At 38.9% G+C, this 15,649-nt stretch carries 5 protein-coding genes and 1 pseudogene; 3 read left to right on the plus strand and 3 right to left on the minus strand.

Annotated elements, in window-relative coordinates; all coding sequences use genetic code 11:
• The first annotated feature begins 116 nt into the window (after positions 1 to 116).
• From HPOKI112_RS03840 to HPOKI112_RS03850, 3 genes and pseudogenes are all read left to right on the plus strand, one after another.
• Positions 117 to 449 (plus strand): hypothetical protein, encoded by a 333-nt coding sequence (locus HPOKI112_RS03840; protein WP_000399920.1) that lies wholly within the window; start codon positions 117 to 119, stop codon positions 447 to 449.
• 294 nt (positions 450 to 743) lie between these two features.
• Positions 744 to 1,446 (plus strand): annotated as a pseudogene (locus HPOKI112_RS03845) (ATP-binding cassette domain-containing protein).
• The gene (locus HPOKI112_RS03850; protein WP_000500917.1) at positions 1,446 to 2,201 is read left to right on the plus strand and encodes an ABC transporter permease; all 756 of its coding nucleotides are present in this window, start codon (positions 1,446 to 1,448) and stop codon (positions 2,199 to 2,201) included. The pseudogene HPOKI112_RS03845 and the gene HPOKI112_RS03850 overlap by 1 nt, the downstream one beginning before the upstream one ends.
• A 58-nt stretch (positions 2,202 to 2,259) precedes the next feature.
• Here the strand turns inward: HPOKI112_RS03850 and HPOKI112_RS03855 are convergent, their stop codons facing one another.
• From HPOKI112_RS03855 to hefC, 3 genes are all read right to left on the minus strand, one after another.
• Positions 2,260 to 11,829 carry a vacuolating cytotoxin domain-containing protein gene (locus HPOKI112_RS03855; protein WP_025309798.1) on the minus strand — a complete coding sequence of 3,190 codons (9,570 nt, stop codon included), beginning with the start codon at positions 11,827 to 11,829 and terminating at the stop codon, positions 2,260 to 2,262.
• Between the two features lie 167 nt (positions 11,830 to 11,996).
• The gene (locus HPOKI112_RS03860; RefSeq protein WP_000724722.1) at positions 11,997 to 12,566 is read right to left on the minus strand and encodes an outer membrane beta-barrel protein; all 570 of its coding nucleotides are present in this window, start codon (positions 12,564 to 12,566) and stop codon (positions 11,997 to 11,999) included.
• Positions 12,563 to 15,649, minus strand: coding sequence for an efflux RND transporter permease subunit HefC (hefC, locus tag HPOKI112_RS03865; protein ID WP_025309799.1), 3,087 nt, complete (start codon positions 15,647 to 15,649; stop codon positions 12,563 to 12,565). The genes HPOKI112_RS03860 and hefC overlap by 4 nt, the downstream gene beginning before the upstream one ends.

The following is a 15,649-nucleotide window of genomic DNA, read 5'->3' on the forward strand; positions in this document are numbered from 1 at the left end:
TCAAATATCCAGTTAAATTCTAAAGAAAAATTCCAATTTTCATTCTTAATGAATTTACTCACAAAATCCTATTTTATAGTAGAATGCGAAAAATAAAGATACTTTAAGGAACAATGATGGAACACCATAAAGCACACACAACCATTCAGGCTTTACAAGCCAAACGCAAAAGGTTGCTAACCGAATTAGCCGAATTAGAAGCAGAAATAAAGGTGAGCAGCGAACGAAGGAGCAGTTTTAACATTTCGCTTTCGCCGAGTTTGTTAGCTGAAATAGAAGAGATAGAATACGAAGAAAAAACAAGCAAAGAGCGAAGAATCAATCACAGCGTTTTACTTTCGCCCAGTTTTATGGCTAAAGTGGATGAATACATGAAAGAGAAAGGTTTTCCTAACCGCTCGCTCCTCTTTGAAAAAGCGTTGGAATTTTACATGTTAAAACACCCATAAAACCAATAACAGACAAAAACGAGAGGATATTTAGGGTTTTGATAATGAAAAATCAAAAGCTCCGTTTCTCTTTTAAGGTCTTTCTTATTTAAAGCCTTGGCTTTGTCTATTTTTTGGGGTTGGAACGCTTTTTAAAATCGTTTCACTCGCTTAGAGCGTATCTATCAGTAACGCTTTTGGCTCGTTTTAACAAAGATCAGTTAATTTTTTAGTAACACTGCACTAAATAAAACCATCATTTGAATATAATAACCTTAAATGGGATTTTAAATCATTTCCATATAAGGGGATTTTATGATTTCTAACATCAGCATACACCCAAAAACCATGTTTAAAAACGCTTTAAAATATACAAGATTTTTCATTTAAAAGTCATACTAGTACAGCCATTATTGGCACAAATGGTGCTGGAAAATCAACGCTTATCAACACTATTCTAGGCATTAGATCAGACTATCATTTTAAAGCACAAAACAATAATATTCCATACCACGACAATGTTATACCACAACGCAAACAATTGGGAGTTGTCTCTAACCTATTCAACTACCCACCTGGATTAAACGCAAACGACCTTTTTAAATTCTATCAATTTTTTCACAAAAACTGCACTCCAAATCTATTTGAAAAAAATCTTTTGAATAAAACCTACGAACACCTAAGCGATGGACAAAAACAGCGCTTAAAGATTGACTTAGCTCTTAGTCATCACCCCCAATTAATTATTATGGATGAACCAGAAACCAGTTTAGAGCAAAACGCTCTTATAAGACTATCAAATCTCATAAGCTTGCGCAACACCCAACAACTTACAAGTATCATCGCCACTCATGATCCTATTGTCTTAGATAGTTGCGAATGGGTATTGTTCCTTAAGAATGGCAACATTGCCAAATACGAACCTTTAGATTCCATATTAAAATCTGTAGCTAAAACTTTTAACTTTAAAGAAAAACCAACCACAAAAGACTTATTAGCATTACTAAAGGATATTTAGTGGGAGCAATTCTATCTATCCTAAAACTTGAAATCAAATCTTATCTCACCAATACAAGTGCGCTATTTTGGACTTTTATTTATCCTATTTTAATGCTCCTATTACTAATTTTTGTTTTTTCAAAAAATACCACTGAAATTTTTTACTTTAATAACATTATAGGTCTAATGGGACTTCTTATTATTTCTAGTGCGATCTTTGGTCTCACACAAGCTATAACAAGCTCTAGATCGCATAATATATTCTTGTTCTACATGCTATCACCAGCAACTTTCAAACAAATAACTCTAGCATTAATCGCTTCAAGACTAATCGTTGTAATCCTATATGCTTTTATCTTTATTGTTCTCTCTTTTTATGCGCTCAATATCATCACTATTCTTAATTTTAAAGCGCTTATTTTGGGGTTTGTTAGTGTTTTTTCAAGCGCATTGTTTTGTTTTTGCTTGGCAATTTTTGTAGCTAGAATTTTTCAAAACGAACAAAGCATCTTAGGATTTTGTAATATCATCAATCTCTATGCACTAATGTCTTGTAATGTTTTTGTTCCTTTAGAATACCTACCTAATATTGGTCAATTATTTATCAAAACATCTATTTTTTACTACCTTAATCAACTTCTAATCAAAGCTTTTCAAGGGATTGATACTATACTGGTTTTAGCAACTTCAACATTTTTCATTATTGGTGGCATTATTTTATTTTTACTAAGCGCTAATCGCATGTTACTAACACCAAAAGAACGCATGCGTTAAATCCTTAATCCCACCATTGATTTATTTAATGGCTCAAAAAGGGGTAAGCCCCCACCCCTTAAAACGCTAAACGCATTCCAATATTTCCGGTGATGTTGATCATTTTGTAGTCCAATCCAAACCTAGCCCCCACCCCAGCATTCGCATAAAAACTTTTAAACAACCTCACTTCCCCGCCTGTAGTGATGCTCGCAAAGGTGTTATAAAGCTCGCCTTTTCTGTAACTCAAAGTGTTGTTACCAATGAAACGCACCAATTTATCCCCCATTGATCGCACCAATAAATCCCTACCAATGCCGCCAATCGCATAAAAATAAGAGTTTGTGTTAAAATAATGGCGGTTCTCCAAAGCAAAATCAATCGTTAAAACGGATTTTTTAGACGGATCCGCGTTCGCTTTAAACTGGTTATAAAGCGCGTTATGCATCACCCCTTCTAAACCGGTCATGCCAATATAGTAATACCTTAAACCAATTTGAGGTTTTAAAATGATGCTTTTGTTTTTAAACATGAAATCATACCCGTAATTAACTTTCGCGTTTGTCGTCCATGTGTTGTATTGATAAGACTGATTGATCATAGAGAGTAAAGTGTCTGCGGAACTGATTTGGGTTTTATTAGCCCCCCAAGTTTCATTAACGCTAAAGGTCAGCTCGCTCTTTTTAATGAAAGCCCTCGCATACAAGCCCACATCTACATTATCGGATTTAGAATTAGTGATGCGTTCATAAAACCCGCTATACCCATAAGCCGCATACCCTCCAACAATCACCCCCTTAATGAATCTGTCATAGCCCACATTGACACCATAGAGCGTTCCTGTGCCATTTTCCACAAAGCTCACGCCCCCAACGCCGGTTGCCCAAAGGTTGTTTTTTAATTTATCCCTTTGAGAGTATTTTAAAATCACATCCATCGCGTTAGGGGTAGCGTCAGCAAATTTTTGGTTTTTAAGGCTGCTCAAGCGTTCGCTAAAATCCGTTGAGTCAAAGGAAGCGAAATTAGAAAGCTTGGCTAAACGGCCCATTTGTTGCGTGTAGGTGTTGAGCTGCAAAGCACCGGTGGAATTGTTTTTAAGATTGGGTTTAGAAAGCATGCCTAAAGCGCTGGTAATATCTTTCATTAAAGTAACAATGTGTTCAGTGGGATTGTCTTGCAAATAATAAGGAGCGAACAAGGGATTACCCCCCTTAGCCACAAAAAGCTCATTCAACCACAGAATGGAATTATTGCCCGCAGATTTGATCGCATTCAAACCAGCACTGCCTTGAATGTATTTAATGTAATACTCCAAACTAGGGGCATGAATATCCATGGGCTTATCAGAGACGCTAACTTGAACTTTATCATAAAGGATAGATGAATACACCATTTGCCCTTGATTGTCTTTAAAGCTTACCACAAGACCCCCATCTTTAATATTGACCGGTTGGTTGTCATAGCTTAGTGAATCGCCCTTTAATTGCATGCGTTTGCCGTTAAAATCAATGAGGGTGTAAAGCTTGAGATAATCGCTCAAGCTCCCTCCAAGAATCGTTTGATTATCATAGCCATAAACCATGCGTTTAGCGTCTATAAGCGTGTAAGCGCCTTGTTTTTGAGTGTTAAAATGGATTAAAGCCTGATTGTTGTAAGACATGATCGTAGAAGCACCCGTTACATTAATAATCGTTTGATGGGTGGGGTTATTAAGATTAAAGATTAATGACCCTTCGCTCTTAAAATTCCCCCCCACATCCAAACCATTTTCATTCGTGCTGAGAGCCGCTCCTTTTACCACATTGAGATTACCGCTAATATCAGCCCTATGATTAGAATTATTGTTAAAAGCGTTATTCACGATCAAGTTGTTGGCTTTAAAAGTGGCGTTTGGCTCTAAATCCAAAGTCCCAATAGTCGTATTTTGCAAGACTTGTGAAAAATCCACTAATCCATTAGCTTTAATGGTTCCTAAAAAAGCGAAGTTATTGGCATTCACTTCTAGCGTTTCATCGGTTGGGGTTGGCGCACTTGAAAAATGAGCTTTTTTCTCGCCCATGCAATTTAAGACATTCACGCAAATTTGACCTTTTTGAACGCTAATATCGTTTCGTGGTGCGTTAAGAATTAAACCATTGGTAGCGTTTAAGGTATCTAATGAAATATTAGAAAAATCTTTAGATACAAAAGAAAGCCTGCCCTGATATTGCGTGAAATTAATCGTGTTTTTCCCGTTAAAGATAATAGACTTACCCGCTATAAAATTCAATTCCCCCCCTGTGGCGTTACTAAACGAGCTGTTATTCACAAACACATGGTTTTTAGCCACGAAATTGAAATTCCCTTTTTGCCAAAGATTGTGCAAGCCCCTAGAGCCTAGTAAAGATCCCAAGCCAAATTGTTCCAATTCTTTTTGTAAAGATTTAGGGAGTATGGATCCCAAACCTTGATGATAAACGCCTCCTAAGCCCTTATCAGCGATGATTTTATTAATCATTTGCCCTAGAACTTGATTGCTCATGATTTTATTCACTACGCCTTCGCCCAATAAGTCATTTAACGCTTTTTCACCTATGCTAGAAATGGTGTTAGTCAGCTCTTCGCTGGGGTTAGTGATGCTATTTAAAGCGATATTCACTAACACGCTCAAATCCTGTGGGCCGAGCCAAGAAATGAGCTTATTGATTAGGGGGGCTTGATTGATCATTTGATTGAGAATATCCCCAAAAGTCGTTTTATCCAAGAAACTCTGTAATTCTTTGGCATCAGTGCTAGAGCCTATTTTATCCAGGGCTTGATTCAAACCTCCAGGCACAAAATTATTGGCAAAAGAACTCAAGCTTTGTTTGCCATACCAAGTATTGATGAAATTCTCTACATTTTCAATCCCTAAAGTTTTCACGATGAATTTTTCAAACCCTGAAGAATGGGCTTGGATTTGCTCTAAAAGCATTTGATCGATTTCTTTTCTTTTTATAGGATCTAGCGCGTTTAAAAGCCCGTTTTCACCAAAAACATCGCCCACCGTTTTAGAATTTAAAATTTCCATGATCGCGTTTTTAAAAGCGCTCACGCCTAAGAGGTTATTCACTTCAGTAGGGCTAAGCAATGAGCTTAAAGTCTTAGATCCCAAATCTTTAGGGATCATGTTGGCTAAATCTTTGGGGATAGCGTTATCATTCAAGCTCTCTTCATAAACAATATTAGAAAGCGCATTCGCTAAGCCTTTTTCTCCAAAAAGCTTTTCAATGCCACCTTGCCCTAGATAAGAAAAGATTTTATCAGTCCCTTGAGCGTCAATATTGGCTTGATTGAGCACCAAATTTGTCGTGCTTTCAAAAGACACATTCGCACTCCCTCCACTCCCCCAAGCGTTCCCGCTGCCGATGGTTCCGGTAATGTAAATGTTTTTAGCCTTAAAATTAGCGTTAATATAGCCCAAATAAGGCGTGCTAGAATGGAGCAATTGCCCTAAATTAGTCTGTCTGAACATCTGGCAAGTGTTATCCCCAACCGCGCATGGCTCTTTATAGCCATCGCCTCCAAACCACACCACGCTATTCGTGTTCGTTTGCCCTTCTTTGATCGCTCCTATAACGAGATTGCCTTGAGAGAAATCATAATTAGCCATATTGGAAAAACCATTGATAATACCCAATAAGCTCTTCCAATTTGCTTGGTTTAAAGCAATACCATATTTCTTTAAAATGTCAAAAAGAGTTTCAAAACCATTCGGGCTATTGAGATTGAGATTGTCTAAAGCCCCTGAAGATAAAAGATTAGCCATTTTAGGCAAAAACTCCTTACCCAAACTGGCAATCGCATTCAAATCTTGCTTAGTGACAGCCTGATTATAAATGTGTAAGGCTTGTAATGGTTGGTTTTGTGCGTTATAAGTCCCAGGTGTTTCATTGTTTTGATTAAAGCCTTTGATATTGCTCGTTAAATAATAAGTGCCGGCTTTATCGCTTGTGTAATTATAGGAATTCTCGGTTTCATTATAAGGGTTTTTTTGGTAATCATACAAGCTAGGAGCGAGATTAAACATTGCATTATTGGAAACGCCGTTTTGAGAGATCTGCACTTTTAAGCGGTTGTTATGCAAGGTTTCTGTAATCGTTTCAGTCGTATTGAGCGGGTTAGTGAAACTCCAAGAATGAATGCCGTTATTAAACGAGTAATCAGCCTTGTCAATCTGTATGCCATAAAAACGGATCTTTTCATAGCCGTTATTCCCCATTAAACCCTGAATGTTTTGAGCTTGTAAAACATTATAAACTAAGGGCTTGTTTTTTGCATCAAACAAATTCACATTAGACAGATTCAAAACGCCTTGAGATCCAAAGCTGAAATTCCCGCTTGCATTAATAGATAGAGCGTTAGCGCCATTGCCTAAAAGGTTTAGAGCGCCATTTAAAAGAACGCTTTGAAAATTCAGGGTGCTGTTGTTGCTTAAATCAAAAGAAGCGTCAGAATTAAAAGTCGCTAATTTAGTGAAAGAAATTTGAGAATGATTAGCGTAAAAATTCACAGGAGCGTTAAAAACGCTATCGCCATTGAAATTCAACAAGCTTGATCCGTTGAGGTTGAAATTCGTTTCCCCTTCCACTTTGAGAGCGTTAAAGCTCGCTTGGGAACTTTCAGCTAGATTCATCGTAGAGTTATTTTCAAAAGTGGAAGCGCCTTGGAAATTGATATGGATATTTTTAGCCCTTAAATTGAGTGTGGCTTGATTGAAATTCGTATCCCCATTGAAATTAATAAGACGCACAGAGTTACCAAAATCAGGCGTTTTACCAAATAACGGGATGCCATAAAAGGTGACATTAGCGTTATTGAAATTCACTTGGTTGAAACTTAATTGAGCGTTAGGGTTCAAGTTCAAATAAGACACCCCGTTAAAAGCGGTTGTGCCGTTAAAATTCGCCACGCTGTTGTTGTAAAAAGAAAGGCTTGAAGCGTTTTCTAAAGTCGTTTGGGTTTGGCTACCCCCAATATTAATAGAGGCGTTTTGCTTGACTGAAAGCCTGGAATGATTGAAAGTAACATTCCCATTCAATGAAGACTGATTCACATTTTTAGACACATCAATGACTATTTGAGAGTTATTGAAAATAATGTTATTAGCTTTCAAATCATAACGGATGCCCCCCCCTAAAATGGAATTAGAAAAAATCAAATCCGTATTTGCAACCATATTCACATACGATGAGCCGCTCTCAGTCGCTCCGTTAATATTGGTCCAGCCGCTAAAAGTGGTGTTTTCAAAAGCGATACGCCCTGAATTAAAATTAAAGCCTCCCCATGTGAAATCCCTAAAGTTAGAGTTTTTAATCTCCATAGAAAGCCTGGAATTAAAATTCGCCCATGAATGCTGACTCGCGCTGGTTTGTAAGCCCATAGCCACGGTTTGGAAATTCGTGTAATTTAACCCGTCAGCGTTCAAGGTTTCATCAGCGTTAAAATCAATCGTCGCCCCACCGCCAGCGTTAGGGTTGCCGACATTAAAATTATTCGTTAAAAAGATATTAGTCGCGTTGAAATTGCCATGCAAATACAGCAAATTATTCTTACCAAACCAGATCGAGCCGCCATTGTCATTAGCCTTTTCTTGAGCGCTCCCTAAAAGCAAAGTCCCTACCACCGTAGCCCCAAAGTTCAGCGACCACGCAAAAGCGCTAGAGCCGATAAGGTCTTGATTTTTATAAGGCGCGATATAGCACACGCCAACACACACAGGGGTTTTTCCTGGAATGAAATCAAATTGCTTCCTCACTTGATTCCAAATGTCTTTAGAATCAGCGTCTGTGTGGAAAGGCGAAGAATGGATAGTGAAATATTTATAAGTGATAGAGCCCGGATTAAAAGTCTCTTCAAAGACAAATTTTTGGCCGTTGCTTTGGGTGAATTGCACAAAATAAGTGTTTTTCTCCGTTCTTAATAAAGTCCCTCTCTCGCCACCATAATGGATCAAATTCCATAAATTTTTTGAAAAAACATTATCCGCCACAATTTCATTATTGTATTTAATGCTATTCCCGCTTAAAAGCGTGTAAGTGGTTTTATCGGTCAAATTCCTTTCAATGTTAAAAATACTATCATTTTCAATAGAGACTGATCCTTTAAGGCGGCTGAAAGGATCGCTATTAATGAGTGTGTTTGTGCCTTTAAAGGTGGTGTTTTTAGTGTCATTAAACGAATAACTACCGCCATTAAACGAGTTATTGTTAAAAATTAGATTTTGCGCTTTGGCGTTGATATTATAAGAATTGAAGGTGTTGTTTTCTAAGGTTAGGGAATTTCCGGTGCTGTTTTCACCCCCTTTATAAATCAAAGTGCCGTTATCGCTAAAATTAACATTCTTAATCACGGCATTTCCGTTAGCACTAGCGTTATCCACGCCAAAATTCCCCCCTCCACTCACAGAGCCTTTATCCCAAGTGATATTATTGGCTTTAAGGTTAAAGCCTCCATTAGGGGTTTGGTTGCTAAAATCTGCGTTTGTTGCATTCAAATTACCATTATTAACAATGAAATTCATCCATGAATTTTGCAAACCGGCTTTATCGCTATTCAAATGAGCGTTAGCGATATTCAAACGCTTTTGAGCGTTAAACACTAAAGTCGCACCCCCACCGGTTTTAGCGCCATTACCAGAGCGAATCGTGCCGGCAATATCAATTTGATTGGCTTTAAAAACGCCTTGAATATAGCCCACTAGCCCCCATTCAGCTCCTGAAGTTTTCCCAAAACCCACCACGCTATTGGAAGTGGGATTCGCCCCAGCAAGAAAAGGGGTGGTCTGATTGAACACTAAAACGCTGTTAGCGCCGCTATAATCTTGCGTGAAAACGCCTGTGCCAGCAGTCTTCCAAGTCGTCATGCCGTTGAGATAGAACACGGTGTTACTGGCGTTATTATTGATATTTTTAAGATGAAATACCTCATTATGGATATTCACGCAATGCGTATAGCCTAGAGTGCATAAACGAGTGAGCGTGATCCCATTATTAAAATTTTCTTTGATGTAGTAAGTCAAGCCGTTATCAGTGAATTGAACATTATAAATTTTAGCGTTGTTTGGCGTGGATTGATCTTTATTTACTAGCGTGCCGCTAGGGTTTTCCCCACTAATCCAACGCAACATTTGATACAAAGCGTTATTGTTATCCTTATAATCCACGCTTTTAGCGTTAAGTAATTGATAAGTCGTGCCTACGCTTAGGCTACTCAAAAGCCCTTGCATGTTAAAAATAACGCCCTTATTGAAAGTAAAAGTTGTTTGAGCGCCATTTATTTTAAATTGGTTATTCACATTAAAAGTGTCACCAGTGAAACTAACTTTAGGGGTATTATTGAAATTAAACACGCCCCCATTGAAAATATTCCCATTAAAATCCACTTGCTTAGCGTTAAAACTAAACGATCCGCCATTAAACGAGTTGTTATTAAAGGCGTCTGTCTGCTCTGCATGGTTGAAATTAAACGAACCGCCATTAAATTTGTCTTCATTAAAGGTGTTATTCGCACCATCAAAAGAATAAGAAGCGTCATCTAAAACGGATTTTTCAATGGTGGTCTTGCCTTGAAACTTAAAATTCCCTGCTAAAAAGTTCGTGTTTTTAAAATGGTAAGAATTTTCAGCACCTTGAAATTTATAATAAGCCTTGTTGAAATTCACGCTATCAAAAGTGCTGTTACCAGTAAAATCATACCCCCCACCCGTCCAATCGTAAAAATCAGACTGAGAGACATTGATTTTAGCGCTCCCAGAGCCATTCCCTAAAGCGATAAAAGTCATGTAAGAGTTTTGTGAAGTGGTTTTTAGGTTTTTAAAATCAGCTCCAGCGATATTAATTTCAGTCGCGCCCACAAAATTCAAATTCGCCCCCCCACCGGTTTGAGCGCCGTTCCCAGACATCATGTTACCGGTGATATAAACCCTATCGGCTGTGAAAGTGCCAGTAATATAGCCTGTTTTCCCCCAATTGACCCCCTCATACCCCCCAAAACGCACTGTGCTGTTAGATTTAGGGATCGCGCCATTAGCCCAAGGGGTCGTAGCGTTAAAGACTAAAGCACTGTTTTTCCCGCCATAGGTTTGAGTGAATCTCGCATTAGTGTAATTCCAAGTGTTCAAGCCGTTGAGATAGAAAATCGTATCGTCTCTATTATCCTTAATGTCTTTTAAATTAAAAACATTGTCATGGATATTCACGCTATTGGTGTAGTAAATATTGTTCGCGCCATAATAGACGGATTGTAAAACAATAGAATCAGGGCTAAAAATTTGTCTGAAATGATAAAGCGTGCCGCCTAAATTGTAGGTTACATAGTAAGTGTGGGTGTTATTATTGGAAGTGGCGTTTTTGCTGTTGTCTTTTGTGGCTTGCGTGTTTTTAAGCCTGATGATATTCCATAAATTACCCACATCATTATAAGTGATGTTGCCATTTTTCATGCTAAAGAGCGTGTAAGCGCTCCCTATACTAGGCGTGTAATTTTGAATGTTAAAAATCGCATTAGGATTAATGGTAACTTTACCGGTCATATTGAAAAAGGGTGAAGTGGGATTGTTGATCGTGGTTGTGCCTTGAAAATTAACATGAGCATCAGGTCTATTAAAAACAAACCAACCCCCATTAAAGGTCAAATTGTTAAAGGTGATATTGCTTGCATTAAGAATGTAGGCATTTCCTATAGTATTAGCGTTGCCATTAGGCATGCTCCCTAGAGTGCTATTATTAAAAGTAATGCTATTAGCGTTAAGATTGAGTTTATAATGATTGATATTAGAGTTAGTGAAGGTGATGCTCCCCCCGATACCATTCCCACCCTTATAAGTGAGCGCACCGTTATTGTTGAAAGTTACTCCGCTAATGGTGGTTGTGCCATTGCTATCCACATTATCAAAGCCAAAATTCCCGCCATTGACGATCCCGCCATTATAAGTGATCTTTCGCCCCATAGCATTAAAGCCCCCATTAGGGGTTTGGTTGCCAAAATCCGTGTTTGTCAAATTCACGCTATGATTGGAAATCAAATTGATCCAAGAAGTTTGTGTCCCGGCTCTGTTATTTTGAAAATAAGCTCCGTTAGTGGTTAATTCGTTTGAGCTTTCAAAAACCAGTATCGCCCCCCCACCGGTTTTCCACTCATTACCTGAGCCAACAGCCCCTGTGATAAAAATGTCTTTTGCCTTAAAAACCCCTGTAATAAAACCGATATAGCCCTTTTCCCCAAACCACACAGAAGAATTATTGGGCGTTGCGGAAGCGTTTTTTGTCCCTATATACAATTTGCTGTTGTTGTAGTTTTGCGTAAAACTCCTATTCCCCCCAGCCCAAGTGCGTAAAGGGCTGACATAGTAGGATTTGTTGTTATTATTTTCATTCACGCTGTTGAGCCAATACACCGAACTCTTATAATCTTCACTCTGAGCGCTCAAAGCCGAAACAAACCCAAGCCCTAAGAAGATTTTTTTATTAATGGATAGAGAAGAATTTGAATGCGTTTTTAAGGAGTAAATTGTCAAAGGCGAGTTTTTGATTGTATATTTTTTAGCGATTTTCTTTTTAACGCCCTTAAACGAGCGGTTTTTACTAAAGCGTTCATTCTTTAAATCTGTTTTGCTACTTCTATAAGTCATATTTTGAACCCTTTCATATTATATTATATAATTACATTTATTAACACTATTCACAACGAAATTTTCATTATATTAACTAAAAGAAAACAAAACAAATCCTTTTATATGTTAGTAACCAATCTTATTATAAAAACCATCAGTTAGTTACTTTCTGTAATACACCTCCTTTAAAAAGCGTAACTATAACTCGCATGGATAAAAACGCTCTCTAAAAAATAAAGATTTTTAAAAGAATTTCTAGTCTTTGAAAAAGGGATTTTAGCCCCAAGCTCTATGCGGTGGTGGCGATCGATCGTGCTGCCAAGCCCCACATTAAACAAGCCGTTATAACCCATAAACGAACTATTTTTCATGCCTAAATGGTTGCTTTGATAAAAATACCCTATCCCAAGCCCCCCATACACCCCAAAGCTGTATTTTTTGTAAGTGTAAAAATCGCTTAACACATCAATATTTAAGCTCAATAAAGAAGTGTTAATCGTGTGCAGTGCGGTGGGTTTGATTGCCATAAGGTAGGAAAATTCACCCCTTAACGCTAAAGCTTTAAAAAAAGCGAATTGATACCCCCCTTTAGCCCCCCATAAAAAAGCCGTATAAGAAGAATCGCTAACGGGTTTTGGGGTTATTTTAATGGGGGCTAAACCCACCATAGCCCCAAAATAAATATGACTTTTTTTAGGCTCAAACGCCCCTAACAAGCCCACCCATAAAGCCAAAATGAAAACAATCTTTTTCATTCTAAAGCTTTTTGGTTTTGATAAAACCGCTTGATTTTGTCGTCTATGGGAGCGAGCAAACGATAAAACACCGGCACAATCAGTAAGCTTAACACCATAGAAATCATCAAGCCTCCACTCATCGCAATCCCTATAGGGGATTTCATCGCCGCTCCATCCCCACTCGCCAACGCTAAAGGCAGCATCCCGCAAACCATCGCAATGGTCGTCATTAAAATCGGTCTTAGACGGGTTTTGCCGGCAAATAAAATGGCTTCTTGGATATTCAAACCTTTTTTACGCTCTTCATTCGCCACATCAATTAAAAGCGTGGCGTTTTTACCCACCATACCAATGAGCAAGATCAAGCCTATCATAGAGAACATGCTCAAAGGCTGATGCACTAAACCTAGAGCAAAAAACGCCCCTGAAAAGCTTAAAGGCATGGTAACCATGATGATAAAAGGCTCTAAAATGGACTCATACAACGCCGCTAAAATCATATAAATCAGCACAAACGCTGTCGCTAAAGCGACTAAAAACTCCCCATTGCTCTCTTTGGCGTTATCCGCTTCACCGGTGAATCTGTAATTCGCCCCTTCAACCAGCCATTCTTTAGTGTTTTTACTCACTTGCGTTAAAATCTCGCCCAAAGAAACGCCCGCATTCCTATTAGGCTCAGCAAGCACCGTAACGCTGCGTTGGCGGTTATAACGAGAAATACTGGACGGGCTTTTAGTTTCTGTGATTTCCACTAAAGCGTCTAAAAACATCAATTTATCGTATTTGTTACGCACTTGCAAGCGTTTGATGTCTTCTACAGAAACGCGCTTGTCATCAGGCACTCTAATGATCATGTCGTATTCTTTGCCATCTTCTTTGAACACGCTCGCTTGAGAAGTTCCAGAGAAAGCAGAGCTCACCACTGATCCAATGGTTTGAGCGCTCACGCCGTATTTGTTAGCGTTTTGTCTTAAGATTTTGAGTTGCAATTGCGGTTGCGATTCGCTCGTGCTTGTATGGTAGCTTTCAACCTTGCCTTTTAATTCAGGGCTTTCTAATAAGAATTTTTTCAAATTCTCCACGCTTTTATCCACCGCTTCTTGAGAATGGGAAAACACAAAGGTTTGGAAGGGCGAACTATCCCCACCGCCCCCTATAAGAGCAACTTCAGAAAGATTAATAGTATCTAAACCTTTAGCTTCAGGCAAGCTTCTCAACTCTTTCCTTAAAGCGCTCATCAACTCAAATTGCCCCAATTGATGCTCTTTTTTGCGCTCTTTTAAAGGCTTGAGTTGCACAAAAATCTTAGCCTTAAAAGGGTTTTGTGTGGTGCCATAACCCACTTGCAAGGTCGTGAATTCCACTTCAGCATGTTTTTCAATCGCTTTTTGAAAGATCTTACTCTTTTGTGTCATGTAGTCTATGCTCACGCCCGGTTTAGCCTTAAGCCACACTAAAAACCTCCCCCTATCTTCTTTCAGCATGAAATCCATGCCGAGCTTAGAAGCCACAAAAAGCGAACCTACAAACACCAAAACCACCGCTATAGAGATAATGAGCTTGTGGTTTAATACCCATTGGAGCAACTTGGTATAACGAGACTCTAAAGCCTTAAAAAAAGGCTCGCTCCACACATAAAAACGAGAATGCCTGGGATTGACCACGACTGAGCTTACCATGGGGATAATCGTAACGACCACCACATACGACAGAGCGATCGCTAAAGCCACCGTGATCCCAAAGCTTTGGAAAAAGCGCCCGATAATGCCTTTCATGTTCCCTATAGGCACAAAAACAGAGAGTAGCATCGCTGAAATCGCTACTAGAGCAAAGCCAATTTCCCTCACCCCCTCATAACTCGCTTTGCGTTTGTTCATGCCCATTTCTAGCTTTTTATGGATATTTTCAATCACCACGATCGCATCATCAATGATAATCCCTATCGCTAGCGTTAAAGCCACCATGGTGAGCATGTTTAATGAAAAGCCCATCCATTGAATGAGCGCAAAAGTCCCCATGATAGAAATAGGGATAGAGATCGCTGAAACAAGGGTGATCGTGCCGTTACGCAAGAACGCAAACACCACTAAAACCGCTAAAATCGCCCCTAATATTAGATCAAATTTCACATCTTCAATAGAGGTGCGGATATAGCTCGTGGTGTCTAAAAAGGGTCTGATTTCATAGCTGGGGCTGATGGCTTGAATGTGTTTTAAAGCTTCATACACCCTATCCACGATTTCAATTTCATTCGCTCCGGCAATCTTTTGGATTTCTAAAATCACACCGGGTTTGTCTTTAAAGCTCGCAAAAGTGTTGTCTTCTTCCAAACCGATTTCAATTTTTGCAATATCGCCAAGACGCACATGATTGCCCACTTGAATCTTTTCCACATCCGCAACGCTGTAACTATTCGCATTGATTAAAATAGACAATTCCCTTTGGCTATTGACAATACGCCCTCCATCAATTTCCACATTCTCCGCTTTAAGCGTGCTGAAAAGATCTGCATAAGTCAGGTTGTATTTATTCATCAAAGTGGGATCTGCATAAATCCTAATCTGGCGCTCCCTAAAGCCGTTGAGTTGCACGCCCCCTACCCCATTGATTTTTTGGAGCATGGGTTTGATGGTGTTTTTAGCGTAGTCATTAAGGGTTGTAGCCGGCACGCTTGAACTGCTCACAAACAATGAAATAATGGCTTGGCTGTCGGTATCAAATTTATTGATAGAGGGTTTTTTAATGTTGGAGTCATCAAAACGCACCGAAGAAATTTTATTCACCACATCGTTTAAGGCTTCTTCATTAGGTTTTTCTAACTCAAATTCAATGACGACGATACTCACATTTTTAGAACTCGTAGAAGTAACCTTTTTGATCCCATCAATCCCCATCACCGCTTCTTCAATCTTATCGGTTACCTTGCTCTCTATGATTTCAGCGCTAGCCCCAGGATAAGTCGTAGTAACCACCACTGTAGGCAAATCAATTTTAGGGAAAAGCGCCACGCTCAATTTTTTAAAACCCATAGTCCCAAAAAAGACAATCGCCAAAGCAAACATCAAGGTCGTAATAGGACGATTAATCGCTGTTTTATACAT

Source organism: Helicobacter pylori oki112 (genome assembly GCF_000600085.1).
Lineage (GTDB): Bacteria > Campylobacterota > Campylobacteria > Campylobacterales > Helicobacteraceae > Helicobacter > Helicobacter pylori_CY.